Source organism: Providencia sp. PROV116, assembly GCF_028482485.1.
GTDB lineage: Bacteria > Pseudomonadota > Gammaproteobacteria > Enterobacterales > Enterobacteriaceae > Providencia > Providencia rettgeri.
In genome coordinates, this window is sequence record NZ_JAMPQO010000003.1 from 110202 (window position 1) to 136974 (window position 26773).

At 41.2% G+C, this 26773-nt stretch carries 31 protein-coding genes and 1 other annotated feature; of the genes, 15 read left to right on the forward strand and 16 right to left on the reverse strand.

What is annotated here, in order from left to right:
- The first annotated feature begins 19 nt into the window (after positions 1 to 19).
- The 8 genes from PSE72_RS03525 to PSE72_RS03560 all read left to right on the forward strand — a co-directional run bounded on the left by PSE72_RS03525 (position 20) and on the right by PSE72_RS03560 (position 6687).
- A complete protein-coding gene (locus tag PSE72_RS03525; protein WP_272690902.1) occupies positions 20 to 1192 on the forward strand; it encodes a phage tail sheath protein in 1173 nt (390 codons plus the stop codon).
- A 2-nt stretch (positions 1193 to 1194) separates the two neighbouring features.
- The gene (locus PSE72_RS03530; RefSeq protein WP_036962042.1) at positions 1195 to 1710 is read left to right on the forward strand and encodes a phage major tail tube protein; all 516 of its coding nucleotides are present in this window, start codon (positions 1195 to 1197) and stop codon (positions 1708 to 1710) included.
- A gap of 9 nt (positions 1711 to 1719) precedes the next feature.
- The gene (locus PSE72_RS03535; protein ID WP_036962040.1) at positions 1720 to 2028 is read left to right on the forward strand and encodes a phage tail assembly protein; all 309 of its coding nucleotides are present in this window, start codon (positions 1720 to 1722) and stop codon (positions 2026 to 2028) included.
- Between the two features lie 14 nt (positions 2029 to 2042).
- Positions 2043 to 2162 carry a GpE family phage tail protein gene (locus PSE72_RS03540; protein WP_036962273.1) on the forward strand — a complete coding sequence of 40 codons (120 nt, stop codon included), beginning with the start codon at positions 2043 to 2045 and terminating at the stop codon, positions 2160 to 2162.
- The gene (locus tag PSE72_RS03545; RefSeq protein ID WP_272690903.1) at positions 2155 to 4854 is read left to right on the forward strand and encodes a phage tail tape measure protein; all 2700 of its coding nucleotides are present in this window, start codon (positions 2155 to 2157) and stop codon (positions 4852 to 4854) included. The genes PSE72_RS03540 and PSE72_RS03545 overlap by 8 nt, the downstream gene beginning before the upstream one ends.
- A gap of 2 nt (positions 4855 to 4856) precedes the next feature.
- Complete coding sequence (locus PSE72_RS03550) at positions 4857 to 5303, forward strand: phage tail protein (RefSeq protein WP_102140782.1); 447 nt, start codon at positions 4857 to 4859, stop codon at positions 5301 to 5303.
- Complete coding sequence (locus PSE72_RS03555; protein ID WP_272519796.1) at positions 5300 to 6397, forward strand: phage late control D family protein; 1098 nt, start codon at positions 5300 to 5302, stop codon at positions 6395 to 6397. Before PSE72_RS03550 ends, PSE72_RS03555 begins: the two co-directional genes overlap by 4 nt.
- A gap of 71 nt (positions 6398 to 6468) precedes the next feature.
- Positions 6469 to 6687, forward strand: a complete 219-nt coding sequence (locus PSE72_RS03560; protein ID WP_112308381.1) for an ogr/Delta-like zinc finger family protein — start codon at positions 6469 to 6471, stop codon at positions 6685 to 6687.
- A gap of 32 nt (positions 6688 to 6719) precedes the next feature.
- On the opposite strand, the gene PSE72_RS03565 is transcribed toward PSE72_RS03560, so the two are convergent.
- The 14 genes from PSE72_RS03565 to fos form a co-directional block, all read right to left on the reverse strand.
- Complete coding sequence (locus PSE72_RS03565) at positions 6720 to 7355, reverse strand: hypothetical protein (RefSeq protein ID WP_272690904.1); 636 nt, start codon at positions 7353 to 7355, stop codon at positions 6720 to 6722.
- A gap of 204 nt (positions 7356 to 7559) precedes the next feature.
- Complete coding sequence (ihfA, locus tag PSE72_RS03570) at positions 7560 to 7856, reverse strand: integration host factor subunit alpha (RefSeq protein ID WP_115167383.1); 297 nt, start codon at positions 7854 to 7856, stop codon at positions 7560 to 7562.
- 4 nt (positions 7857 to 7860) lie between these two features.
- The gene (gene pheT / locus PSE72_RS03575) at positions 7861 to 10248 is read right to left on the reverse strand and encodes a phenylalanine--tRNA ligase subunit beta (RefSeq protein ID WP_198641228.1); all 2388 of its coding nucleotides are present in this window, start codon (positions 10246 to 10248) and stop codon (positions 7861 to 7863) included.
- 14 nt (positions 10249 to 10262) lie between these two features.
- Positions 10263 to 11246, reverse strand: coding sequence for a phenylalanine--tRNA ligase subunit alpha (pheS, locus tag PSE72_RS03580; RefSeq protein ID WP_198641229.1), 984 nt, complete (start codon positions 11244 to 11246; stop codon positions 10263 to 10265).
- Between the two features lie 121 nt (positions 11247 to 11367).
- Positions 11368 to 11497: a sequence feature (Phe leader region), on the reverse strand.
- Positions 11447 to 11491, reverse strand: a complete 45-nt coding sequence (gene pheM / locus PSE72_RS19930; RefSeq protein WP_136134757.1) for a pheST operon leader peptide PheM — start codon at positions 11489 to 11491, stop codon at positions 11447 to 11449. (Overlaps the previous feature by 45 nt.)
- 89 nt (positions 11498 to 11586) lie before the next feature.
- A complete protein-coding gene (rplT, locus tag PSE72_RS03585) occupies positions 11587 to 11943 on the reverse strand; it encodes a 50S ribosomal protein L20 (RefSeq protein ID WP_004263714.1) in 357 nt (118 codons plus the stop codon).
- A gap of 45 nt (positions 11944 to 11988) precedes the next feature.
- On the reverse strand, positions 11989 to 12186 hold the full coding sequence (gene rpmI, locus PSE72_RS03590; RefSeq protein ID WP_004263702.1) for a 50S ribosomal protein L35: 198 nt from the start codon (positions 12184 to 12186) through the stop codon (positions 11989 to 11991).
- Positions 12187 to 12281: 95 nt separating this feature from the next.
- Complete coding sequence (infC, locus tag PSE72_RS03595) at positions 12282 to 12821, reverse strand: translation initiation factor IF-3 (RefSeq protein ID WP_071524539.1); 540 nt, start codon at positions 12819 to 12821, stop codon at positions 12282 to 12284.
- Positions 12822 to 13240: 419 nt separating this feature from the next.
- Positions 13241 to 13780 (reverse strand): translation initiation factor IF-3, encoded by a 540-nt coding sequence (gene infC, locus PSE72_RS03600; RefSeq protein ID WP_115167384.1) that lies wholly within the window; start codon positions 13778 to 13780, stop codon positions 13241 to 13243.
- 3 nt (positions 13781 to 13783) lie between these two features.
- Positions 13784 to 15712: a threonine--tRNA ligase gene (thrS, locus tag PSE72_RS03605; RefSeq protein WP_115167385.1), complete on the reverse strand. Its 1929-nt coding sequence runs from the start codon at positions 15710 to 15712 to the stop codon at positions 13784 to 13786.
- 256 nt (positions 15713 to 15968) lie between these two features.
- On the reverse strand, positions 15969 to 16556 hold the full coding sequence (locus tag PSE72_RS03610; RefSeq protein ID WP_115167386.1) for a hypothetical protein: 588 nt from the start codon (positions 16554 to 16556) through the stop codon (positions 15969 to 15971).
- Positions 16557 to 16635: 79 nt separating this feature from the next.
- The gene (locus PSE72_RS03615) at positions 16636 to 17085 is read right to left on the reverse strand and encodes a methyltransferase family protein (protein ID WP_004910353.1); all 450 of its coding nucleotides are present in this window, start codon (positions 17083 to 17085) and stop codon (positions 16636 to 16638) included.
- 102 nt (positions 17086 to 17187) lie between these two features.
- Positions 17188 to 17586: a hypothetical protein gene (locus PSE72_RS03620; protein WP_004910352.1), complete on the reverse strand. Its 399-nt coding sequence runs from the start codon at positions 17584 to 17586 to the stop codon at positions 17188 to 17190.
- Between the two features lie 103 nt (positions 17587 to 17689).
- Positions 17690 to 18103 (reverse strand): fosfomycin resistance glutathione transferase, encoded by a 414-nt coding sequence (gene fos / locus PSE72_RS03625; RefSeq protein WP_109911244.1) that lies wholly within the window; start codon positions 18101 to 18103, stop codon positions 17690 to 17692.
- A gap of 457 nt (positions 18104 to 18560) precedes the next feature.
- Between fos and PSE72_RS03630 the strand changes: the two genes are divergently transcribed.
- Positions 18561 to 19265, forward strand: coding sequence for a MarC family NAAT transporter (locus PSE72_RS03630; RefSeq protein ID WP_115167387.1), 705 nt, complete (start codon positions 18561 to 18563; stop codon positions 19263 to 19265).
- Here PSE72_RS03630 and PSE72_RS03635 read toward each other — a convergent pair.
- Positions 19259 to 19912 (reverse strand): transglycosylase SLT domain-containing protein, encoded by a 654-nt coding sequence (locus tag PSE72_RS03635; protein ID WP_115167388.1) that lies wholly within the window; start codon positions 19910 to 19912, stop codon positions 19259 to 19261. The two genes, PSE72_RS03630 and PSE72_RS03635, sit on opposite strands and share 7 nt — an antisense overlap.
- Positions 19913 to 20195: 283 nt before the next feature.
- On the opposite strand from PSE72_RS03635, the gene PSE72_RS03640 reads away from it, so the two are divergent.
- From PSE72_RS03640 to PSE72_RS03660, 5 genes are all read left to right on the forward strand, one after another.
- Complete coding sequence (locus PSE72_RS03640; RefSeq protein WP_115167389.1) at positions 20196 to 21107, forward strand: metal ABC transporter substrate-binding protein; 912 nt, start codon at positions 20196 to 20198, stop codon at positions 21105 to 21107.
- 1 nt (position 21108) lies between these two features.
- Positions 21109 to 21999, forward strand: a complete 891-nt coding sequence (locus PSE72_RS03645) for a manganese/iron ABC transporter ATP-binding protein (RefSeq protein ID WP_109911242.1) — start codon at positions 21109 to 21111, stop codon at positions 21997 to 21999.
- Positions 21996 to 22886, forward strand: coding sequence for a metal ABC transporter permease (locus tag PSE72_RS03650; protein WP_115167390.1), 891 nt, complete (start codon positions 21996 to 21998; stop codon positions 22884 to 22886). The genes PSE72_RS03645 and PSE72_RS03650 overlap by 4 nt, the downstream gene beginning before the upstream one ends.
- Positions 22879 to 23745 carry a metal ABC transporter permease gene (locus PSE72_RS03655; RefSeq protein WP_042851806.1) on the forward strand — a complete coding sequence of 289 codons (867 nt, stop codon included), beginning with the start codon at positions 22879 to 22881 and terminating at the stop codon, positions 23743 to 23745. The genes PSE72_RS03650 and PSE72_RS03655 overlap by 8 nt, the downstream gene beginning before the upstream one ends.
- A 392-nt stretch (positions 23746 to 24137) precedes the next feature.
- Positions 24138 to 25007: a fructosamine kinase family protein gene (locus PSE72_RS03660; RefSeq protein ID WP_115167391.1), complete on the forward strand. Its 870-nt coding sequence runs from the start codon at positions 24138 to 24140 to the stop codon at positions 25005 to 25007.
- A gap of 239 nt (positions 25008 to 25246) precedes the next feature.
- Here PSE72_RS03660 and PSE72_RS03665 read toward each other — a convergent pair whose 3' ends face one another.
- Positions 25247 to 25786 (reverse strand): YniB family protein, encoded by a 540-nt coding sequence (locus tag PSE72_RS03665; RefSeq protein ID WP_115167392.1) that lies wholly within the window; start codon positions 25784 to 25786, stop codon positions 25247 to 25249.
- A 295-nt stretch (positions 25787 to 26081) separates the two neighbouring features.
- Between PSE72_RS03665 and hxpB the strand changes: the two genes are divergently transcribed.
- Positions 26082 to 26747 carry a hexitol phosphatase HxpB gene (gene hxpB, locus PSE72_RS03670; RefSeq protein ID WP_109911239.1) on the forward strand — a complete coding sequence of 222 codons (666 nt, stop codon included), beginning with the start codon at positions 26082 to 26084 and terminating at the stop codon, positions 26745 to 26747.
- Positions 26748 to 26773: the final 26 nt, after the last annotated feature.

Consider the following 26773-nt stretch of genomic DNA (forward strand, 5'->3'; position numbering starts at 1 on the left):
AAAATAGAGGACGCTAGTAATGGCTCAAGATTATCACCACGGCGTGCGAGTGATTGAACTCAACGAAGGCACGCGACCTATTCGCACCATCAACACCGCAATCGTGGGAATGGTGTGTACTGCTGATGATGCAGATGCAAAAGCCTTTCCACTCAATACCCCTGTTTTAATTACAGATGTGAAAAACGCGGCAGGTAAAGCGGGCGAAACTGGCACGCTTGCTCGCTCACTGGATGCCATCGGTAACCAATCAAAACCGGTTACCGTGGTTGTACGTGTTGAACAAGGCGAAAGCGAAGCAGAAACCACCTCCAATATTATTGGTGGTACCACGCCCGATGGACGCAAAACTGGCTTACAAGCATTAACCGTGGCGCAAGGCCGTTTAGGTGTTAAGCCCCGCATTCTAGCCGTACCGGCTCACGATACACAGGTGGTTTCATCAACGCTTGCGGGCATCGCGCAAAAAATGCGAGCTATGGCTTACATTAGCGCCTATGGCAGTAAAACCATTTCGGATGCCATTGATTACCGCAAGAACTTTAATCAACGTGAATTAATGTTAATTTGGCCTGAATTCCAAAGTTGGGACACTGTCGCGAACGCAGAAAGTAATATCTACGCCACCGCGTGTGCCTTGGGCTTACGTGCCAAAATTGATAATGAAATTGGCTGGCATAAAACCTTGTCTAATGTGGGTGTTAATGGTGTCACGGGCATTTCTGCCGATGTGTCATGGGATTTACAAGACCCTGCCACCGATGCCGGCTTACTCAACGAAAACGATATCACCACGCTCATTCGCAATAACGGCTTCAAGTTTTGGGGCTCCCGTACTTGCTCAGATGATCCGTTGTTTGCCTTTGAATCCTACACCCGCACCGCGCAGGTATTATCAGACACCATCGCCGAGGGGCTAGACTGGTCCATTGACGGCACGCTCAATCCCTCACTGGCTCGCGATATTATCGAAAGCATCAATGCAAAACTGCGCAGCATGACAACGCAAGGCTATTTGTTAGGCGGTGAATGTTGGTTCGATCCAGACGTTAACACCAAAGAAGAGCTGAAAAGCGGCAAGTTATACATTGATTATGACTATACAGCCGTACCCCCATTGGAAAACTTACTGTTACGTCAGCGCATCACTGACCGCTATTTATTGGATTTTGGCTCAAAAATTAAGGGGTAATCATGGCCTTACCACGCAAACTTAAAGATTTAAACTTGTTCAATGAGGGTGAAAGCTATATGGGGCGTATTGAAGAAATCACGCTACCGAAAATCACCCGTAAATTTGAAACCTATCGCGGCGGCGGCATGAATGGCGGCGTCAAAATTGATATGGGGTTAGAAGATGATGCACTCTCTGCAGAATTAACATTTGGAGGCTTAGAAGCCCAGCTTTATAAGCAATGGGGGATCACTCAAATTGATGGCGTGATGTTGCGCCTCAATTGTGCCTATCAACGCCAAGATACCAAAGAATACACCGCCGTTGAGGTCGTGCTACGTGGTCGATTCAGTGAAATTGACTCTGGTAATGGCAAGGCCGGTGAAAACACCCAAGTCAAAGCGCCTTTTAATGCCACGTATTACAAACTCATTTGGGATGGTGAAACACTCATTGAGATTGATTTACTCAATATGATTGAAAAAGTTGATGGTGTTGACCGCTTAGAAGAACAACGCGCCGCATTAGGTTTATAGGAAAAGTAAATGACTGAACCAGTAGAAAAAAATCAAATCACCGTGACGCTAGATGAACCCATCACACGCGGAACAACCACTGTAACAGAGATTGTGGTACGTAAACCCAATTCTGGCGCATTGCGTGGTGTTCGCTTAGCCGCACTGATGGAAATGGATGTGGATTCGGCGATGTTGGTATTACCCCGAGTCACCGCGCCGGCATTAACGAAACCCGAATTAATCATGATGAACCCTGCGGATATGCTGAATTTAACCAAAGAGCTTGTGCTTTTTTTGTTGCCGAAGTCGGTGACTATGGATTTCCAGAACGATTAACCGTGAATGATTTAGTGGCAGATATTGCCACTATTTTTCACTGGTCACCGGCTGTCACTGATGAATTTTCCCTAACCGAATTATTAGAATGGCGTTATCACGCCCTTAAACGTAGCGGTGTAGAAGATGAGTAAAGATTTACGTTTACAGGTGATTTTAAGCGCCGTCGATAAATTTACGAAACCGTTTAAGAGCGCTCAAGCGTCGAATAAAAAATTGGCGGAAACCCTCCGTCAATCTAAACAACAACTCAAAGAGCTTAACAACCAAGCCAAGCAAATTGACGGGTTTAAGAAAACCAAGCAATCCCTTGATGCAGCGAATAACGCCTACCAACAAGCCACAGCTAAAGTTAGCCGACTCGCACGTGAATTATCCACCGTTCAAAATCCCACGAGGACACAATCACGGGAGCTTGACCGCGCAAAAGCGGCGGCCGCAAAACTCAAAGCTGAAACCAGCACACTGAGTGCCTCACTGCTGCGCCAACGGGAAGCCCTAAGAAGCAGTGGCATTTCAACACGCCAGCTAAGCCAAGCCCAAATCAAATTAAATAGCGACATTGCCAGCACAAGCCGGCGATTACAGCAACAAGAGCAGCAACTAAAACGGGTGGCCAACCAAGAAAAGCGAATGTCTGCGGCAAAAAATAGCTATCAAAATGCCATGGGGGTACGTAATAAAATGGCCGGTAGCGGCGCGGGTATGCTTGCATCCGGTGTGGGGTTAGGTTATGCGGCTAAAAAAGTCTTAGTACCAGGCTATGATTTTGAAATCGGCATGTCGAAAGTGCAAGCCTTAACCCGCCTTGATAAAAATTCCGACGACTACAAGATGTTAAGGGAGCAAGCGCGAGACCTTGGGGCAACAACCGCATTTACCGCTAATGAAGTTGCACAAGGCCAAGCGTTCTATGCCATGGCTGGTTTTAAGCCAGAGCAAATTAAAAATGCCATGTCCGGTACTTTATCCATGTCATTGGCCGGTGATATCGACTTGGCCACCACGGCTGATATTGGTTCCAACATCTTGACCGGCTTTAAGCTGAATTCTAATGAAATGAACCGTGTCAGTGATGCCCTTGTCGCCACGTTTACGCGGTCTAATACCAACCTCACTATGCTTGGCGACACAATGAAATATGTTGCACCGGTTGCTTCGGGGCTCGGTGTCGATTTAGAAACCGCCGCCGTTGCCGCCGGTAAACTCGGTGATGCGGGTATTCAAGGCAGTATGGCCGGTACAGGCTTACGCTCTATTTTAGGGCGTTTGGCAGAGCCGCCGAAAATGGCCGGCGAAGCCCTTGATAAATTGAAAATTAAAACCCGTGATGCCAAAGGTAATTTGCGCCAATTTACCGACATACTCTCCGAACTAGACAAAAAAACTAAAAAAATGGGTACGGCAGAGCGTGCTGGACTGTTTAAACATATTGCCGGTGAAGAGGCATTTTCTGCCCTCTCAGTATTGGTTGACCAAGCTGGCTCCGGTCAGTTGCAAGCCATGATTGCTGAAATCAAAGCCGCTAAAGGGGAAGCGGAAAAAGTTGCCAAAACCATGACAGATAACCTTGATGGCGACTTGAAAAACTTAACCTCGGCTTATGAAGATGTAGGGATACAAATTTTTGGCGGTGCGGATAGCCCTTTGCGGGATATCACTAAACGAGTCACTAATCTCATTTCGAAGTTTGGCCAATGGGCAAAGAAAAACCCTGAACTGGTCAAACAAATCACCATGATCACATTGGGGTTAGGTGCGGTGCTGGCCGTTGGTGGCGGTATCACATTGATGATTGCGGCATTAATTGGACCACTCGCCATGGCGAAATTAAGTCTGTCCGTATTAGGCATCAAAGGCAGTGGTTTTCTATCATTACTGATTAAGCCTATTAAGTTAATTGGAACGGCATTTATGATGCTAGGCCGTGCGCTATTAGCTAACCCGATTATCTTAATTATTACGGCTATCGCTGGCGCGGCTTACCTGATTTATAAATATTGGGATGATATCGTTCCGTACGCAAAAAAATTATGGAACAGAGTGACAGAGATATTTTCCCAGTTTTGGGAGGGGGTTAAATCCTATGTGCTGAATTGGGGGCTTGTCGGGCTAGTCTATCAACACTGGGATGAGATTGTCGCTATCACTTCTCGCATGTGGGCATTAGTTAAGAAAACCATTTCTGATAAGTGGGATCAGATTGTCGCGGATGTTAAAGGTTTACCGGAACGTTTTAAACAAATTGGCGGTGAGATCATTGATAGCCTGAAAAACGGCATTCTGGAAAAATGGGAGGCACTGAAAGCTCAATTTGCCGAACTCAAGCAAATGGCCACAAACATATTACCCGATTGGATGCTTTCAGATGAAACCAAAACTGTCCGCGCCATGTCACAAGTGACCGTTATTCAAGCCGGTATGAAAAGTGCGGGCATGTTCGACAATGGCGGATTTATCCCTCGTGGACAATTTGGCATTGTCGGCGAAAAAGCCCCTGAAATAGTAACTGGCCCTGCTCATATAACCAGCCGGAGAAAAACCGCTGCGCTGGCTGCGGCGGCATTAACCATGGGCTCTATGACCGCGACAGCAAAACCCATCCATCCGTATGCTTTACCCGCAAATAGCTATCAATCCGCACCAACAAACATAAACCAAAGCAATCATGCGGCAAATACTGCGCCGGTCACTATCAATGTTTATCCATTACCGAACCAGTCAGCAAACGATATTGCAAGAGAAGTCGCCAGACAATTAGAGCAAAACCAACGGCGTGAACAGGCAAGACGACTGAGTCGGTATCAAGACAGCGAGGACGATTAATTATGGCAATGGCAGCACTAGGCTTGTTTGTCTTTCAATTAAATACAACGCCTTACCAGATGATGCAAATTAACCAAAAATACCGTTATGGCGTGAATAATCGTGTCGGCAAACGTCCCGCAGTTCAATTTATCGGCCTTGATAATGACGATATCACATTAAGTGGCTCATTATTTCCGTCACTGACTGGCGGCAGACTGTCATTGCTGGTATTGGAGCAAATGGCAGAAACGGGGAAAGCATGGTCGCTGATTGATGGCTCAGGCACCATTTACGGTATGTTTGTGATTGAAGAAATCACCCAATCGAAAAGTATTTTTTTTGATGATGGCTCGGCCAGAAAAATTGAATTTACGCTGAAATTAAAACGCACGGACGAATCGCTGTCTCAAATGTTTGGTGATCTAGGTCAGCAACTCAATGATATTCGTGGAGCCTTACCGCTATGAGTTTTTTAACCAAGGATGAACTAACCCCTGCATTTGTGCTTGCGGCAGGCGGTGAAAATATTAATAGTCTGATTCAGGGGCGTTTAATGTCATTAACCATGACGGATAACCGCGGCTTTGAAGCTGACCAATTAGATATTGAATTGGATGATAGCGACGGACAACTCGCCTTACCAAAGCGAGGTGAAACCCTGTCATTACACCTTGGCTGGAAAAACTCACCGCTGATTTACAAGGGGACATTTACGGTTGATGAGGTTGAACATAGCGGCGTGCCAGATAAGCTCACGATCCGTGGTCGTAGTGCGGACTTTCGCGACACTTTAAACATCAAGCGTGAGCAGTCTTACCATCAAAAATCGTTGGGCGATATTGTCCGCACCTTGGCGGAACGCAATAAGTTAAAGGCGGTTATTGATGAAAAATTAGATAAAATTAAACTCGCTCATATTGACCAAACCAACGAATCGGACGGCTCATTTCTCACACGAGTGGCTAAATCAGAGGGAGCAATTGTTGCGGTTAAAAACGGAAACTTACTGTTTATGAAACAAGGCCAAGGGCTCACCGCAACTGGACAACCCATTCAAACAATGCATATCACCCGCTCAGTAGGTGACGGACACCGTTTTTCACTTGCCGATCGTGGTGCATACACCGGTGTTATTGCTAACTGGCTTGATACACGTGAGCCGAAAAAGAAAAAAGCAGTGACGGTAAAGCGTAAGCGAAAAAGCAAACAACCTGCAAAACCCGCTGAACCGAAAGAAAAGCAAGGGGAATATTTAGCCGGCGAACAAGGGAACGTTCTCACACTTTCTCATACCTACGCCACGAAAGAAAATGCCGCCCGAGCCGCAAAAGCCAATTGGGAAAAAATCCAACGTGGTGTTGCGTCATTTTCGATTCAACTCGCTGTTGGCCGTGCAGATCTTTACCCTGAAATGCCTATCACCGTCAGCGGATTTAAACCCGAAATTGATAATGCGGACTGGACATTAACGCGAGTCGTTCATTCACTGAATGACAGTGGTTTTACAAGCGCATTAGAGTTAGAGGTGAAGATTTCAGATTTAGATATGGCTGATGAATAATTTTTTAGACTGTATAAAAACACATGATATAATTTACGTAACATCAACATCATGACAAAGGATATATAATCATGATGAATTGTCCTGAATGCGGTCACGCTGCACACACTCGTAGTTCCTATCAAGTATCATCCGAAACCAAAGAACGCTACAACCAATGCCAAAATATTAATTGTGGTTGCACATTTGTCAGTCACGAATCAGTGACAAAAATTGTTGTTAAACCCGCACATGTTAATGTTGTTGAACCGCATCCGAACAAATACCAACAACCGTCTTTAGCATTATAGAAATCAAAGCCCCTCAATTGAGGGGCTAAATATTACTTAGAAACACTAATCAATTCGTTGAAAAAAGTATCAAAGCCTTTTTTACCACTATCATCAAATCGTAATTCATTGAACCGTGTAGTAAAAGAGCAGCTATCATCGGTTAGTTCACTCAAATTATTAACCGGAATATATTTTTTAATGATCTCTAATGCCTGTGGTTTAGTGATAATTGTTGTATATTCAGGTGAATCTTTCAGTTTTTTTCCATTCGTATCAACTAAATAAGAAGTGATAGTAACTTTATCATTGGGTGTATTAATTAATGAGCGATAAACACCATAGACAATGGCTCGTTTAGCTAGTAGCTCCTTTACGTCTTGCCCGTCTTGCTCAAAAGCTACTGCTGAAAGCCTAACTTTTAATGGTGATTCGCTAATAATTTCGAGTGAATTATTTTCAGGGTAATAATCACTGAAATATTCCATTGCATCATTCATTGTTGCGTAAACTTCATTTTGCTTTGTGCAATCTTCACTTGATTTGAGGTACGGTGCAGCAGAAGCCGAACTGATACCAACCATCAATGCAAATACGGAAAACGCAGAGCAAATAAAAAGTTTTTTAACTTGGGTAAAAAAATTGGTACTCGTAGTGTGTTTTACATCACCAAAAAATATTCTAAGCATTATATTTCCCCTTATTGAATTAAGAATAAATTAAAGTCGGCTTTAAACGATAAGTAAAGCCCCTTATTGCAAGGGGCTAATGCTAAAAGTGGGTTACATGTGGATGTAATGTGGATGACGTTTTATAAATCCATCTATAAAACAATCAGTTATATAAAAACAAAAGACCGCCTAGGCGGTCTTTTTTCATATCAAATGATATAATTACTCTTTCGGTGTTGCTTTTTCTACACGGCTTTTTAATTTTTGGCCTGGGCGGAAGGTAACAACACGGCGTGCAGTAATTGGAATATCTTCCCCAGTTTTTGGGTTACGTCCGGGACGTTGATTTTTATCACGTAAATCAAAGTTACCGAATCCAGATAATTTTACTTGCTCACCATTTTCTAAGGAAAGGCGAACCTCTTCAAAGAAAGTTTCTACGAGGTCTTTAGCATCACGTTTGCTAATACCCAGTTTTTCAAACAAATTTTCTGACATTTCAGCTTTAGTAAGCGCCATAGGTTTAGTCCCTCAAGGAGGCTTGGAATCGCTGTTTTAACGCAGCAATACACAGATCAACGGTAGCAGTGATCTCTTCTTCTTCCATGGTACGTTGGGTATCTTGGAAGACAAGACTGATAGCAAGGCTCTTGTAGCCATCTGCTATTCCTTCACCACAGTACACATCAAATAAGTTTATGCCAACTATATGATTTATGCCAACTTTTTTACACTCTGCTAAAACTTCAGCAGCGGCCACATCTTCTGGCACGACTACAGCGATGTCACGGCGGTTCGATGGATAGCGCGAAATCGCCTTAGCTTCAGGGATGACACGTTGTGCTATCGCATCACTACGAACCTCAAACACCACCGTACGACCATTTAAATCGAGTTTGCGTTCTAATTCTGGGTGGACCACACCAATAAAGCCAATGTGTTCATTTTCCAGATAAATCCCAGCACTTTGACCTGGATGCAATGCAGGGTGTGCCTCAGATTTAAATGTAATTTGATTTAGTTTCCCAGTCAATTCAAAAACAGCTTCAAGATCACCTTTTAAGTCAAAGAAGTCAACAACTTGTTTATCTAATGACCAATGTTCTTCAAATCTATTGCCTACAATCACCCCGGCAAGCATTGGTTCCTGACGGATTCCATATTCTGCTTGATTATCAGGAATAAAGCGCAGACCTGTCTCAAATAAACGAATTCTATTTTGTTGACGATTCTGATTATAGACAACCGTTCCTAATAAACCAGTCAACAGCGATAAACGCATCGCTGACATATCGACAGAAATCGGGTTAGGTAAAATCAATGCGTCTTGTTGTGGGTGCAGTAAAGCTTGAACTTTAGGATCAACAAAACTATATGTAATTGCTTCTTGATAACCACGATCAACTAACATCGCTTTAATACGTTTTAAAGGTAAGTTAGCTTCTTTATGATTAGTCATGACCAGGTCGGCACGCAGTGGCACATCAGGAATACTGTTATAGCCATAAACACGCGCGACTTCTTCCACTAAATCTTCTTCGATTTGCATATCGAAGCGCCAACTTGGAGCAACAACATCCCATGTGTTAGCCGAAATCGTGACTTTACATCCTAAACGCGTCAAAATATCAGTGACTAACTCATCTTCAATAAAGTGGCCGATCAAACGGTCTAATTTATTGCGCGTCAGCTTAATATTGGCTGCTTTCGGTAAATGCTGTTCACTGGTGACATCAATGATTTCACCCACTTCACCACCGCAAATATCTACAATCAGTGAGGTTGCACGTTCAATCGCTTTAAACTGCAACTGTGGGTCAACACCGCGTTCAAAACGGTGTGAAGCATCGGTATGTAAACCGTAGTTACGTGCGCGACCTGTAATCGATAATGGGTCAAAAAACGCACACTCTAATAAAATATTTTTGGTTTCGTTATTAACGCCTGAGTGCTCACCACCAAAAATACCCGCGATCCCGAGTGCTTTAGATTCATCAGCAATCACTAAGGTGTCTGATTTCAATGTTGCTTCGCTACCGTCAAGAAGAACCAGTTTCTCACCATCTTTAGCCATACGAGCAACAATAGCACCGTCTAAACGGTCTAGATCGTAGGCGTGTTGAGGTTGGCCCAATTCCAATAAAACGTAGTTGGTAATATCCACAACAGCGTCAATAGAACGGACTCCACCACGACGTAGCTTTTCTTTCATCCACATTGGTGTCGGTGCTGAAACATCAATATTTTTGATCACTCGCCCTAAAAAACGTGGGCACGCATTTGGCGCTTCGACTCGAATTGGGAATGTATCTTTTGTTGTCGCAGATACAGCATTAATAACTGGTTCATTTAACGCTAATTTATTAATAACTGCGACATCACGTGCAACCCCAAGAATACTTAAGCAATCTGCACGGTTAGGTGTAATGCTGATTTCAATCGCATTATCATCAAGTTTTAGATATTCACGAATATCGGTACCGATAGTGGCATCCTGCGGCAATTCAATAATTCCGCTATGATCATCGGAAATACCCAGCTCAGAATAAGAGCACAGCATACCTTCAGAAGGCTCGCCACGCAATTTTGCGGCTTTAATTTTAAAATCACCGGGTAATACTGCACCCACGGTAGCAACAGCAACTTTCAGACCTTGACGGCAGTTTGGTGCACCACAGACGATATCTAATAAACGCTCACCACCCACGTTAACTTTTGTGACACGCAGTTTGTCTGCATTGGGGTGTTGACCACACTCAACCACTTCACCGACAACAACGCCGTGAAATTGGCCAGCAACCGCATCTACACCGTCAACTTCCAAACCTGCCATCGTGATTTGTTCTGATAATGCTTCACTACTGATCGCCGGGTTCACCCATTCGCGTAACCATAGTTCACTGAATTTCATGAGATAGACCCGCCTTATTTAAACTGTTTGAGGAAACGAAGATCATTTTCGAAGAATGCACGTAGGTCAGAAACACCGTAACGCAGCATTGTTAAGCGCTCCATTCCCATACCAAATGCAAAACCTGAATAGACTTCTGGGTCAATACCTACGTTACGTAATACATTTGGATGTACCATACCGCAGCCTAATACTTCTAACCATTTGCCATTTTTGCCCATAACATCAACCTCTGCTGAAGGTTCTGTGAATGGGAAATAAGATGGGCGGAAACGTACTTGGACTTCTTCTTCAAAGAAGTTATTCAAAAAATCATGTAATGTGCCTTTTAGATTGGTAAAGCTGATATCTTTATCAACAATCAGGCCTTCTGTTTGATGGAACATGGGTGTATGCGTTTGGTCGTAGTCATTACGATATACACGACCTGGGGCAATGATACGAATCGGTGGTTGTTGGCCATTCATTGTACGGATTTGCACACCCGATGTTTGCGTACGCAGTAAGCGTTTTGCATCAAACCAAAAAGTATCGTGGTCCGCACGCGCGGGGTGGTGAGCAGGTATATTTAGCGCATCAAAATTATGGTAGTCATCTTCGATTTCTGGACCTGTTTCAACAGAGAAACCTAATTCGCCAAAAAATTCTTCAATTCGCTGAATTGTACGGGTGACTGGGTGTAACCCACCATTTTCCATACGACGCCCTGGTAATGACACATCAATTTTTTCTGACACTAGACGTGCATTAAGAATTTCAGCTTGCATCGCGTCCTTACGGGCGTTCAGTGCATCTTGAACCTGTACTTTAGCTTCATTTATCACAGCCCCTGCTGCTGGACGTTCCTCAGTAGGCAGATCACGCAACGTTTTCATCTGTAGTGTGAAATGGCCGCTCTTGCCTAAATATTCAACACGCACTGACTCCAACGTAGCAACATCTTGGGCCTGTTCAATGGCTGCTTTTGCCTGTGCAACCAACTCAGCGAGATGTGGCATTGTTTCCCCTTTATGACCACTTGGTCTTTTTGCTAGTTATTCACTATATATTAAGCTTCACATTCTATTTGGTAATGAATGAGTACTTAACTGATTTTACTGTACTTAATCTAAAACTAGAAACAAAAAAGCCTCCCTAAGGAGGCTTTAGCGTAATTTTTCATTTCTTTTTTCTATTTACGCGCAAAAGCCCCCGACATTCAGGTGCTAAAGTAAAAAAAGAAACGAAAAATTACAGAATGCATATAATAAATTCCTAATAACTATCTGAGTCTAAAGTATTAACACAAATAGCTATAAATGAAAAGAGGAAGTTCCCCTCCTCTTTTCAAGCAAACAATTAAGCTAAAGCGCCTTTCGCTTTTTCAACTAAAGCAGTAAATGCTGCTTTATCGAAAACTGCGATGTCTGCTAAGATCTTACGGTCGATTTCAATTGAAGCTTTTTTCAAGCCATTGATGAAACGGCTGTAAGACAGACCATTCTGACGAGCCGCAGCGTTGATACGTGCGATCCACAGTTGACGGAACTGACGTTTACGTTGACGGCGGTCACGGTAAGCGTATTGACCAGCTTTGATTACCGCTTGAAATGCTACGCGGTAAACACGTGAACGTGCACCATAGTAACCTTTCGCCTGCTTCAGAATTTTTTTGTGACGTGCACGTGCGATTACACCACGTTTTGCGCGAGCCATAGCTATCTCCTATCGTCTTTTATCTTAATTAACTAAATTGTTTACTTATGCGTAAGGCAGGCAAGCTACTACCAGACCCAGATCGCCCTTAGATACCATTCCTTTCGGACGTAAATGGCGTTTACGCTTAGTTGACTTTTTAGTCAGGATATGACGAAGGTTTGCATGCTTACGCTTAAAGCCACCGCCTGCAGTTTTTTTAAAGCGCTTTGCTGCGCCACGTACAGTTTTAATCTTTGGCATTTCTTTTATTTCCAACTTCGCATTGTGATTAACTACGAATTAACTAGGCGAATAACATCTATATTGCTATAAATGAATATTACTTGCAGGCCTAATTATTTCTTCTTCGGTGCCAGCACCATGATCATCTGACGCCCTTCAATTCTTGAAGGGAAAGACTCTACGGATGCCAGCTCTTCCAGATCAGCTTTGATGCGGTTAAGCATTTCCAGACCAATCTGCTGGTGAGCCATTTCACGACCACGGAAACGTAGTGTAACTTTAGCTTTATCACCATCTTCCAGAAAGCGAGTCAGGTTGCGTAGTTTGACCTGATAATCACCTTCATCTGTACCAGGGCGGAATTTAATTTCCTTCACCTGAACAACTTTTTGTTTCTTTTTTTGCTCTTTTTGAGATTTGCTCTTCTCATAAAGGAATTTGCCGTAATCCATGATACGACAAACTGGCGGTTCAGCATTTGGGCTAATTTCAACTAGGTCTACACCTGCTTCTTCAGCTTTTTCAAGCGCTTCGCGTGCGCTCATGATGCCTAACTGTTCACCGTCTAAACCCGTTAAACGGACCTCTGGAACACGAATTTCATCATTAATACGATTTGGACGTGTTGTTGGGATTCTTTTTCCGCCTTTAATACTTCATTCCTCCAATTGGATAAAGAGATTTGCTTCTCTCAAGCAAATACACTCGTCACTCAATAGTTAATACCTGACGTGTGTACGATATTCTGTGTTTGTCTTCATGCGCTATGCACTGACAAAGTGATTCGACCGCGGATTTTAATGCTTCTTGCCAGATTACTCAAGTAAATCTTGCAATAAATCATACTGAACTGTTTAAAAGCTTGGCTATTGAGGCCAATTATTGCTTTGACGTAATTATTTTTATCCATTAATGAAGCAAATAACAAGACGTAAAATACACCCGTATCTTAGCTGCTATGAGATTACTTTCATCATTAATAAAAAGAAAACCCGGATAAAACAGAGAAGCAGCGCCCAAAATGAGCGCTGCTAGACTCTAGCAATTACTTGCTATAACCATACTGGCTTAATTATTTTTTCTTTGGTGCCAATACCATGATCATCTGGCGTCCTTCAATCCTTGATGGGAATGATTCAACAGATGCCAGTTCATCCAGATCGGTTTTGATGCGGTTCAACACTTCCAAGCCAATCTGTTGGTGAGCCATTTCGCGACCACGAAAACGCAGTGTCACTTTAGCTTTGTCACCATCTTCCAAAAAGCGAATTAAACTACGTAGCTTAACTTGGTAGTCGCCTTCGTCTGTTCCCGGACGGAATTTAATTTCCTTCACTTGAACAACTTTTTGTTTTTTCTTTTGTTCTTTCTGAGATTTGCTTTTCTCATAAAGATATTTACCGTAATCCATGATACGACAAACCGGTGGTTCAGCATTTGGGCTGATTTCGACTAAGTCAACACCAGCTTCTTCTGCTTTAAAGAGGGCTTCACGCACACTCATAACACCAAGTTGCTCACCGTCTAAACCAGTGACACGGATTTCTGTTGCGCGAATTTCATCGTTAATACGATTTGGACGCGCTGTTAGGAGTTTTTTTCCGCCTTTAATACCTTATTCCTCCATCTGATTGAGTTGACGACTGCGGATCTCTTCAAGAAGTTTTGTCATGAATTCGTTGACATCAAGGCTGCCTAAGTCTTTACCACGACGGGTACGAACAGCAACTTTACCTGATTCAACTTCTTTATCACCACATACTAACATGTAAGGGACGCGACGCAGTGTGTGCTCACGGATCTTAAAGCCGATTTTCTCGTTACGTAAGTCCGCTTTCGCACGAATGCCAACACTTTGCAGCTTGCTTACTAATTCTTGAACATAGTCTGCTTGGCTATCAGTAATGTTCATTACAACCACTTGCTGTGGTGCTAACCATGTTGGGAAAAAGCCGGCATACTCTTCTGTTAAGATACCAATGAAGCGTTCTAGTGAACCTAGCACTGCACGGTGGATCATAACAGGAACGATACGTTCGTTGTTTTCACCTACATAGGAAGCTGTCAAACGGCCCGGCAAGAAGAAGTCTAACTGGACAGTACCACATTGCCATGCACGGTCAAGGCAGTCATACAGTGTAAACTCAATTTTCGGGCCATAAAATGCGCCTTCACCAGGTTGGTACTCAAATTCAATACCTTTTGATTTCAGGGCATTAGCTAAGTCTTCTTCCGCTCTGTCCCACATCTCGTCAGTACCGATACGTTTTTCAGGACGGGTTGATAGTTTTACAACTATTTTTTCGAAACCGAAAGTTGCGTAAACATCATAAATCATTTCAATACAGCTAGTGACTTCACTTAAGATTTGCTCTTCAGTACAGAAGATATGTGCATCATCCTGAGTAAAGCCACGCACACGCATTAAGCCGTGCAATGCACCTGATGGCTCATTACGGTGACAGCTGCCAAATTCTGCCATACGCAATGGTAAGTCACGGTATGATTTCAAACCTTGGTTAAAAATTTGTACGTGACCTGGGCAGTTCATTGGTTTTACACAATATTCACGGTTTTCAGATGAAGTGGTGAACATAGCGTCTTTATAGTTATCCCAGTGACCTGTTTTTTCCCATAATACGCGGTCCATCATAAATGGCCCTTTCACTTCTTGATAGTTATAAGCTTTCAGTTTAGTGCGTACGAAGGTTTCCAGTTCACGGAAAATTGTCCAACCGTCATTATGCCAGAATGCCATTCCCGGCGCTTCTTCTTGCATATGGTATAAATCTAACTGTTTACCAATTTTACGGTGGTCACGTTTAGCTGCTTCTTCTAAACGTAATAAATAGGCTGCCAATTGTTTTTTATCAGCCCATGCGGTGCCGTAAATACGTTGCAGCATTTTGTTATCGCTGTTACCACGCCAGTATGCACCAGCCACTTTTTGTAGTTTAAAATGGTGGCAAAAACGCATATTCGGTACGTGTGGACCGCGACACATATCAACATATTCTTCGTGATGATATAAACCAGGGTGGTCATCTTGACTAATATTTTGATCTAATATTTCAACTTTATAGTCTTCGCCTCGAGCCACAAATGTTTCACGAGCTTCGCTCCAAGAAACACGTTTTTTCACCACATCATAATCTGTTTTGGCAAGCTCAAGCATACGCTTTTCAAGCTTTTCCAAGTCTTCCTGGGTCAGCATGTGGTCTAAATCGACATCATAGTAAAAACCATTGTCGATAGTCGGCCCAATAGCCATTTTAGTGTTTGGCCATAATTGTTTGATTGCATGACCTAACAGGTGAGCACAAGAGTGACGAATAATTTCGAGTCCATCTTCATCTTTGCTCGTAATAATGGATACATTTGCATCATGTTCAATTATTTCACATGCATCAACGCGTTCACCATTAATTCGACCCGCGATACAGGCTTTAGCTAAACCCGCTCCGATGTCTCGAGCAACATCCATCACAGAAACGGGATGGTCAAACTGACGCTGACTTCCATCAGGAAGAGTAATAACAGGCATTAAAAAATCCTTATCAGCAGTGGTGACCCACACGAAAGATCACTTGCTTGATTATTCCAAAGTTATAAATCAATACGTTACTAACGATTTCTCACTTCACTATGCAAGATATGTACACAAATATGGGAAACTTAAATGCCCTATTTCGTTACATCGTGAGCAACTCAACTGCTAATGATAACACAGACCTATTTTATGGTGATAGCGTAATACCGTGAATTGTTCTTCTTCATATGAAAAATCAACACCTTCCTGATTAAATGATGAATAAGTTATCCAATGCAGGAAATAGTTTTTCTTTTTGCTTAAAAAACACACGATACCAACGGGATCCACTAGGTGCGAATAACTCTTCACTAATTATCTTATTTTGTTGAAGAATGATAACCGATTGAATTGATTGCCATAATGAATAAACGATGTAGGACGTGGTAATTAACCCGAATAATAGTACAAAAATGTTATCTAATTTATCTATTTGCCAAAATAAATAGACACAAAAGATAATTTGAATTAGCGCCCGAATAATAAAGGCAATACTAAAGAATGACTTCGCATGCTGTATCGTTGCAAAACAGGGATTGGACAGCGTTTGTCTCCTTTCTTGGACTGGAATACCATTCACATATACCATCCAATCAGAAACATCGCTATTTTTTAAGATTATTCCTTTTTCTTTCATTCCATGAATTTTAAATGAGACTACGACAGCCCAAACAATCCCAACGGTAAATAAATAAAGCATAAAACCACTTACCGAAAAAAAAGCAAAAAATACGCTAATCACTATAAAACACGCGAGTTTACCCGAATATATCCAAAATTGCGCAACCTGATAGTTCATTATTATCCTTAATATATTTTGTATAAATTTTGTAGTATACAAAACAGATTAAATGATAAAGCGTCTCATTTCTACTAATCTATAACCAACGTCTCGTTTGCTTACTGTAATCTTCCCACTCATTTTTAAATGATGCAGATAAAAAACGTTCTTCCTGTGGGATCGTATATAAATCAGTAATCAGCCAAAATACTAGCCCTGCGACCAAAAAGTAAGAAGAATGCGAGAAAAAAGCTAAAGCCAAGCTCATTGATGTAAAAGCTAAATACATCGGATTACGTGAAAATCGATAAGGCCCATTAGTGACTAAATGCGTTGCCTTAACCGTAGGATTTGGTGATGTTTTATGTTTATAAAAGTAATAAAGACTCGTCGCGACCCAACTCACACTCTCCAGCGCAACTAATATACCTAAAATTCCCATCCAACCAGAAAATGTCCAGTCTAAAAGACCTTGCCTGAAAAGAAAATAAACCGCAATGCCATTAGCCACTAACCAATTCAATAATGGCAATTTAAATATATTCATTACATTACCCTTAAGCCAACATGATGTTATTAGCATAACATATATGAATATATAAATTTGAGCGGAAGAATAGATAGAGGGGTAATATTAACTGCAAAAAGATTAGTTACTGGAACCTAATGAAAACACACTTTTTAAACCTTCTAATTTACTGTATTCCTGCTGGCAAACTAAATTTCGGACATCACTTGGCATAGAATCAATTCTGGTTTGAATATTAGCCAGTTGTTCATCTAAGCTATTCATTCCTTTTACATCAACGATATCCTGATTCACTTTAAGATAGTTAGCAAAACTTTGCAGGTTATCCTCTAAGCTATTACAAATATCATTACTGGCTAAACTCTGCGGTAAAATAGCACTGAGTGAAGTTGGTAAGACTTGAGATATATTCGGATAAATACTTTGCTTCCACTGCTGAGGAAAAACGATTAGTACCATGGCGGCTGCCAAAACTAATAGCATAGACGCTCCGGCTAATGTCGCTATAAGTTTTTTCATTCTTTTTCCTATTACTCAAAATTAACTGAAAATAGGATATACAACTCTGCGTAAAGCTATTTTTAAAACTAAAAATCCTTTGTAAAGAAATCCATAACTCTTTTTAATAAAATTTCATTTCTTCATACGGTTTTTCTTGGCAGCTCTTTAAGCGTTGTAATAAACCGCCTACATGTAATTCTAATTTGTGGCCATCCGGATCAAGAAAATAAAAAGAATCTCCTTCACTTTTATTTTCTTTCCAGACAATGACATTCGCTTGCATTAGCCTATCAACAACGATAAGAAAGTCTTTCGCATCAACGTTAAAGGCATAGTGTGTATAATCCGTTTTTTCTGGGGACAAAAATTGGCGAGTTGTATCTAATGATAAACATAACCATAAATCGCCACAGGAAATATAGGCGCCCTTTTTCCAACTCGCATGTAACTTCATACCAAGTAGTGATTGATAAAAACTAATACTTTTATCTAAGTCAGTTACCGCTAAAGTTAAATGGTTGATTCCGTTTAACATATTTTTTTACTCTTGGGTTGTCTGTTACATTGAATTCTTTTAATGAATTTACATAAATTATCAGTAAATAACATTGCAGCAGATATACTACATTCCATATCAACTTAATGACAACCTGTTACGAAATGCCCTTAACCTTTTTATCCCCCTATAAAAAGGTTTTTTTTTGCCTATAAAAATTGAATACTTTTACCACAACAACTCATCCAATTGTTATTTAACAAAAAAAACAAGTTACTCACAGTTCAAGGCCACGGTTATCCACAGTTAATGTGAACAACTCCAATTATCTACAAATTAATAATACTGACTTTTACTCATCAGTACTGTCGCAGTACTCCTACCACAAAACACCTTACTAGATATAAATGCTAACCTACAGATCTATAAGAAATTTTGCTATCATTTGGGATAAGGTGTTTTATTCACATTAATCAGGAGCTTGAATCTAACTTCCATGACAAACTTTTTTGAGCTATTTCAAGCCGTTGGTATTGGCCTGGTACTGTTACTTCCTCTTGCCAACCCTTTAACTGCAATTGCGGTCATGCTAAGCATCTCTGCTAATATGACAAAAGAACAGCGTGATCATCAATCGCTGTTGGCCTCTATTTATGTATTTGCAATCATGACAATCGCTTTTTATGCAGGCCAATTAGTCATGAACACATTTGGAATATCAATCCCAGGGCTGCGAATTGCCGGAGGATTAATTGTGGCATTTATTGGCTTTGGCATGCTATTCCCTAGTAGTGATGTAGGAGAAGACCAGACCACCAATGCGCTTGATGACCCAAATGTCCCCAAAAAACGCCAAGAATCACCTAGTATTGCCTTTGTTCCCCTTGCAATGCCAAGTACTGCGGGCCCGGGAACTATTGCGATGATCATCAGCTCCACTGCATCATTACAAGGTAATGTGAGTTTTGCTCCATGGGTCTTAAAAGTTGCCCCCGTGATTACTTTTTTTATTGCAAGTCTTATCGTTTGGATTGGTTTAAGAGGCGCAACTTCTATCATGAGGTGGCTTGGAAACAGTGGTATTGATGCTATCGCGCGGGTGATGGGGTTCTTATTAATCTGTATGGGAGTGCAGTTTGTTATCAACGGCATTGTTGAAATTGTCGCGCAACTCCCACACTTAATGAAAGAATATCAATAAGACATCGCTAGTGCATTGTAAGCATTTTTGACTTTCCACAAATAGCGTGGAGCTTGCGGTGCAGGGTGCTTTGTTTGTACATGCTGATAAAACTCTTCCGGTGATAAGCGATTAATCATCGCTATCGCCCGACCTTTATCATTATCAAACGTTCTTAATAACGCTCCAGCCCCATTCACATAAGCAACAACCGTTGCATAATATAATGTCTGAGGATGGCTTATTCCCGCAAGGTGCTGTTCCCTTAAAATACGAATATAAGCTGTACCAATATCAATATTTTTTTGTGGATCTTTTAGGTCACGAGAACTCGGCTCCCCCGATTTCCCTTGGTAACGATAGGCGTCACGTCCTGCTGTCGAAGCTTTAATCTGCATCAAACCTATTGCATTGGATTTACTGACAACTTCAGGTCTAAAATTGGATTCGACCTCAATAATTGCTCTAATTAAAGTTTCATCTACACTGTAGCGAGCCGCAGAGTCACGAATAAATTCATCAAAAGGTGTTCTTGGAAATGCCGTATTTTGTGCTGTTATTGGCCCTGTCGGCTCTAACATTCGCTGTTTTGTTACAGGCCTATCTGGTTCGCTTGAACAACCTGCAAGCAGCAGTAACACAAAAGTACCGCCAATTATTTTTTTCACTGTCGAATCCTCTGCGATGAAAGCCGATGGCAGAATAACTAATCCTAAGAAAAATAAAATAATTTTTACTTAACTTTTACTTCGGGACGTGTTTTAGTCATACAAATAACCATGGGACTTAGAAGCCTATAATGACAAATAATGCTATTCCACACTTTTTATATTTATTTTTCCCAACTGATATTGATAATCATTATCAGTTGGGATATAAAATATAATTGTTATAAACCTTAACAACTGTATGTTAAAAAACGCTAAACCAATAATGTCAGGGTCAACTTTTATGAAGAATAACGCATCTCGATTATCTGCACCTTTACTAACCAGTATGTTTGCTTTGATAGCAATCATCTTTTTTAGTCAGCCTGCTTTTGCTAAAAAGTTTAAAGTCGTAACCACTTTTACCATTATTCAAGATATCGCTCAAAATGTAGCTGGAGATGCGGCAATTGTCGAGTCTATAACAAAGCCTGGAGCAGAAATTCACGGTTATCAACCGACACCTAAAGATATCATGAAAGCCTATGATGCAGATTTAATCTTATGGAATGGGATGAATTTGGAAGTGTGGTTCCAACGTTTCTTTGAAAACTTTAAAAATGTCCCTGCTGTCGTGGTCACTGAAGGTATTGAGCCAATGCCAATCCGTGAAGGTGAGTATAAAGACAACCCGAACCCACATGCATGGATGTCTCCTGCTAATGCTAAGATTTATATTGAAAATATTCGTCAAGCTCTGGTCAAATATGACCCTGAAAATGCTGAAACATATAATGCCAATGCAAAAAAATATGCGCAACAAATTGCTGAGCTTGACGCCCCTTTGCGTGAACGCTTAAATCGCATTCCAGAAAATGAACGTTGGTTAGTTTCAAGTGAAGGCGCATTTAGCTATTTAACTAATGATTACGGCTTTAAAGAAGTCTACTTATGGCCAATCAATGCGGAAGAGCAAGGCTCTCCTCAACAAGTAAAAAAGGTAATTGATACTGTCCGTAAATACAACATCCCTGTAGTATTCAGTGAAAGTACAATTTCTGACAAACCGGCTCGCCAAGTCAGTAAAGAAACAGGGGCAAAATACGGTGGCGTATTATATGTAGATTCACTTTCAACTGCTGATGGCCCAGTACCAACATATATTGACCTTTTAAATACGACTGTAGACACGATAGCGAAAGGATTTTCACAGTAATATGAATCACTCAAGTCAATTCGAACACCCGAATCTTATCGTCGATGATGCGACTGTGACATATAATAATGGTCACACCGCTATCTATGACGCAAGCTTTACTATCTCTGGTGGCTCTATTTGTGCCTTAGTTGGCGTAAATGGTAGTGGTAAGTCAACGCTATTTAAAACTATTATGGGGCTTGTCACCCCATCTTCTGGCAGTGTGACATTAAATGATCAACCGATAAAAACCGCGCTTAAAGAAAACGTGATTGCGTACGTCCCACAGACAGAAGAAGTAGATTGGAATTTTCCCGTTCTCGTTTCTGATGTCGTGATGATGGGTCGTTATGGCAAAATGGGTTTTTTTCGCATCCCTAAACAAGCCGATAAAGACGCTGTCAAAATGGCATTAGAGCGAGTTGACCTTGCAGGGCTTGAGCATCGACAAATAGGCGAGCTCTCAGGAGGCCAGAAAAAACGAGTTTTTTTAGCGCGGGCGCTCGCACAAGAAGGTAAAGTTTTACTCCTCGATGAACCCTTCACTGGGGTTGATGTTAAAACCGAAAATGCCATTATTGACCTGCTACGTAGTTTGCGTGACGAAGGCCATCTCATTCTCGTTTCAACTCATAACTTGGGCAGTGTGCCTGAGTTCTGCGACCATGTTATCTTAATCAATCGCACTGTTTTAGCGAGCGGGCCTACTGAAACGACATTTACGCAACGAAACCTGCAACAAGCTTTCGGTGGTGTATTGCGTCATATTAACCTGTCTGGTCAAGAGCTTCATGACGATGATGACCCGCGCTCTGTCACCGTCATTACCGATGATGAAAGAGCGGCTGTATTCTATGGTCATGACCATGATGCACCCGTTCGAAAAAACCAAGCTAAGGGTTCCGAATGATTGAGATGTTATTACAGCCCTTTGAATATGATTTTATGATAAAAGCCATTTGGGTCAGCGCCATTGTTGGTGCAGTCTGTGCATTCTTATCGGCGTATTTGATGTTGAAAGGCTGGTCATTGATGGGAGATGCCCTCTCCCACTCCGTTGTTCCTGGGGTGGCGGGTGCTTATGCTTTAGGTTTACCCTATGCGGCAGGCGCCTTTTTTACCGGGATCCTTGCGGCACTTGCCATGACATTAATAAAGCATCTAACTCGTTTACGTGAAGATGCTGTTATTGGCTTTATCTTTTCTACTTTTTTCGCGGCAGGTTTGTTGATTGTTTCATTGAATCCAACATCTGTTAATGTACAAAGTATTATTTTTGGTAATATTTTAGGTATTGCGGATTCTGACGTATTACAAGTAGAAATTATTATCGGCGTTTCATTTATTATCCTGTTGTGCTTATGGAAAGATTTATTAGCCGTTTTTTTCGATGAAAACCATGCACGCTCAATAGGTTTAAATCCTCTACGCCTAAAAATTATTTTCTTCACATTATTAAGTGCGTGTACTGTTGCTGCTTTACAAACAGTTGGCGCAATCCTTGTGATTGCGATGGTCGTCACACCAGGTGCGACTGCCTATTTATTAACCGACCAATTTAAACGCTTACTTATTATTTCAGTCACGATTGGTACCGTAACCAGTGCTGTTGGTGCTTATATCAGTTATTTCCTTAATGGTGCTACAGGTGGGTTAATAGTCACCTTACAAACCATTATTTTCCTACTGGCATTTTTCTTTGCACCTAAGCACGGTATTTTTGCCTCAAAACGTAAAGCCAAACAGGAAGTCGCCCGGCTGCACCAATCACACCAACAAGGAGCATCTCATGAGTGATTTCATTGACTTACTGATGGCTCCGTTTGCATTTCCCTTTATGCAAAAAGCATTGATTACAGCCATTGTCAGCGGAACGGTATGCGCTATCCTCTCTTGCTTTTTAGTATTAAAAGGTTGGTCATTGATGGGCGATGCAATTTCCCATGCCGTTTTACCGGGGATCATTATTGCTTCTTTACTCGGTATCCCATTAGCGATAGGGGCATTTGCATCTGGCTTGTTTTGTGCTGTGGCTACAGGTTATTTAAAGGAAAATAGCCGTATAAAAGAAGATACGGTGATGGGTATCGTCTTCTCAGGCATGTTTGCTATCGGCTTGGTTATGTTTGCTAAAATAGATACCGAACAGCACCTTACGCATATTCTATTTGGTGATATTTTAGGGATAACCGATAGCGAGTTTAAACAAATATTACTATTTGCAGGAGTAACCATTGCAATTATCCTACTGAAACGTAAGGATTTCATGTTGTATTGCTTTGATCCTAACCAAGCACGAGTCATTGGCTTGCCTGTGAAGTTAATCCATTATGGCTTGCTATCGCTACTCGCTCTCACCATTGTTGCTTCATTGCAAGCAGTTGGTATTATTTTGGTGATTGCAATGCTAATTTCCCCAGGCATCATTGCTTTTGTGTTATGCCGTAGTTTTGGGAAAATGCTCATCGTCGCTATCATTGCTTCGGTAACATCGAGTGTTATTGGGACTATCCTGAGTTTTCACATCAACGCAACAACCGGACCAACTATCGTTGTTACACAGGCTGTGTATTTTGTGATTGCATTACTGTATAGCAAAATCGTATTAGCCCGCAAAAAAGGGCAAGCTAACCCACAAAGTATGCATACAGCCTGATAATTGAATGCTCTAAAAGTAAAAAGCTGAACTCACAAATTCGTAAGTTCAGCTTTTTATTAAAATAATCAATACTTACTACCAGCCTAATGTCTTAACGCATTTTCGTCGTACAACGTTAATCCAGCCCCTACTTATCCCTCATAAACTTTCATTGCTAGGCTTCTCGCTGATAATGTGAGTTCTGTAGCTACTTATTTCCCATTATTTGAACATTCTCATTTGGTTCGTCACACGTTAAATTTGAGTCACTCTCTGATTATAGTTATCAACCTGATAATTAGTTAACTATTTCGTGATAGCGGCTTCTTTTTAAGCAATTATCACTGTTAATTCCTAAACTGCCGCTATAGTATTATATTAATGAAGACCAAAGCAGAGCGAGGTGAGTCATGTGGCAAGCAATGTGTCGTTTATTAAGTGAACACTTAGGTGAGGCGGAGCTACGTAACAAAGTCATTCTGTCTGGTGGTGATATTCACCATACGTTAAGAATTGACTATGGCGAACACACCGTGTTCATTAAACAAAATCGGCGTGAGTTTTTGCCTTTATTTAAACAAGAGGCTGAACAACTTGAAATGCTCGCTAAAAGCCAAACTATAACCGTTCCTAAGGTTTACGGTGTTGGCAGTAATAAGCACCATAGTTTTCTTCTGCTCGAATATTTCCCTCTAAAACCTTTCGATGGCACCAACGCATGGCATTTTGGTCAACAACTAGCGCGTTTACATCAATGGGAAGAGCAGCCTAGTTACGGGTTTGATTTTGATACAATGCTAAGCACAATTGTACAGCCTAATGGCTGGGAAAAGCGTTGGAATTCATTTTTTGCAGAAAAGCGTATTGGCTTACAATTACAACTCGCTTCCGAAAAAGGAATGGTATTTAGCGATATTCAGCAAATTGTCGATATTGTTAAGGACAAACTTGCAGGACATCAACCACAACCTTCTTTATTACATGGTGATTTATGGCCAGCAAACTGTGCTATCACTCAAAATATTGAAGGAGTACTGTATGACCCCGCCTGTTATTGGGGCGATAGAGAATGTGATATTGCGATGTTACCGTTATATCAAGAACTTCCGATCCAAATTATCGATGGCTACCAAAGTGTTTGGCCATTGCCAAATGGATTTTTAGATAGGCAACCAATTTATCAGTTATATTATTTACTCAATCAAGCCCACATATTTGGTAACGAACAAAGTTACCACCAAGCGCAGACAATTATTGATAGCCTACTCAGCGAAAAATAAGCTCCAGCTTTTTAATATTAAGCACGACAAATAATTAATTTTCTAAATAATTCGAGCCGTGGCAAGGCGGCAATTGAGGATAGTTTGGGGAGCATACACAAGTATGTGACCCAAATAGCCGAAAGAAGCCAACACAGCTACGGTTCGAAGTACGACGAAAATTTGGGGAACATACACAAGTATGTGACCCAAATAGCCAAAAGAAGCCAACACAGCTACGGTTCGAAGTATGACGAAAATTACCAGTTAAGGAAGCGTAGAAGAAAATACAAGCCAACCCCCAATACAATTGGCCAAAAATAAAGAAGAAAAAATTGAGAGAAAATGGTGTGACGTGGAATAGTTACCTTAGCTTCTAGTTCTTCTTTTGAGATGTCTATGCCTTTTGCTTTTTCTATAATCACGTGGTCTTCTAAGCTTTCACGGATAAACTTAATTTGTCGGTACATGCGCAAACCTGATGCACTTAATGCGAGCCCAACAAAAATAAAAATAAAAATGATGATAAAGCTGATATTGCTGCCAGAAAACCCATTAGCAACTTGAGGTACTGGTGAGTTATTCCAAAAGAAATTTAGGAAAGGCGTAGTTTGGCGGGCCATTTCCGCCATTAATTTAATAAAATCATTAGCGACCGCATTGATCCCTTCACCTGCAAGCCCCTTCATGCCAGCCAGTTTAATTAAAGACGCCAATGTCGAAATTAATGCTAACAGAAAAACAACCCAACCCAGAATACGTTTGCCGATTGCGACATAATTGGCATTATGGTAATTCATTACTGCTTTTCCTCAGCGTTATTATTTTTGATAAAATTTTACAATGATTTTTCAACGCTAATCATAGCTGAAAAAAGTCATCGTCTCCAAATTTCAATTCATAATTGATAACAATATTGAGACTTTCAGACTAATCAAAATAGTATGGTTATTAATTATCATTATATTTTTACTTCATGCTGTCCGATAATTCTTCAATATTGCCCTAATACTGACCTCAAGTAATACGCTTGAAGCCTGTTTACTGATATCATTGCTCCTTCGTTAATAGATACGACATGAATGGAGTTTTGACATGTACCATAATCTTCCCATCCAATCGGTCATTTTTGATATGGATGGTTTACTGATCGACTCGGAACCTTTTTGGGCACAGGCTGAACTTGAGATTTTTTCACAATTGGGTGTCGACGTTTCAATTGCTGATACCCTGCCTGATACCTTAGGTTTACGTATTGACCATGTGGTGGAGCTTTGGTACCACGCCTCCCCTTGGCAAGGATGTAGCCAAGAAGAAGCCACACAACGCATCATTGACCGTGTTGTTGGTTTAGTTGAAGAAACTCGCCCTATTCTACCCGGAGTGCAGCATGCCATGGAACTTTGCCGTTCAATGGATTTAAAAATTGCATTGGCTTCCGCCTCTCCTTTGTACATGTTGGAAAAAGTTTTAAATCTTCTGGATATTCGTGATTATTTCTCTGCGGTTATTTCTGCGGCTGATTTGCCCTTGAGTAAACCTCATCCTGAAGTTTATCTTAAAGCAGCAGCTGAGTTATCAACTAAACCGGTCAATTGCGCATCATTAGAAGATTCATTTAACGGTATGATTTCTGCAAAAGCGGCCAGAATGCGTTCAATTGTGGTACCTGACAGCAAGCATTTTAATGATCCGCGCTTTGGTTTAGCCGATATCAAACTAGCCTCACTGAATGACTTAAAGGCTGAACATTTACGTTAAGAATACTTTGTGTGTCTAAGAAGTGT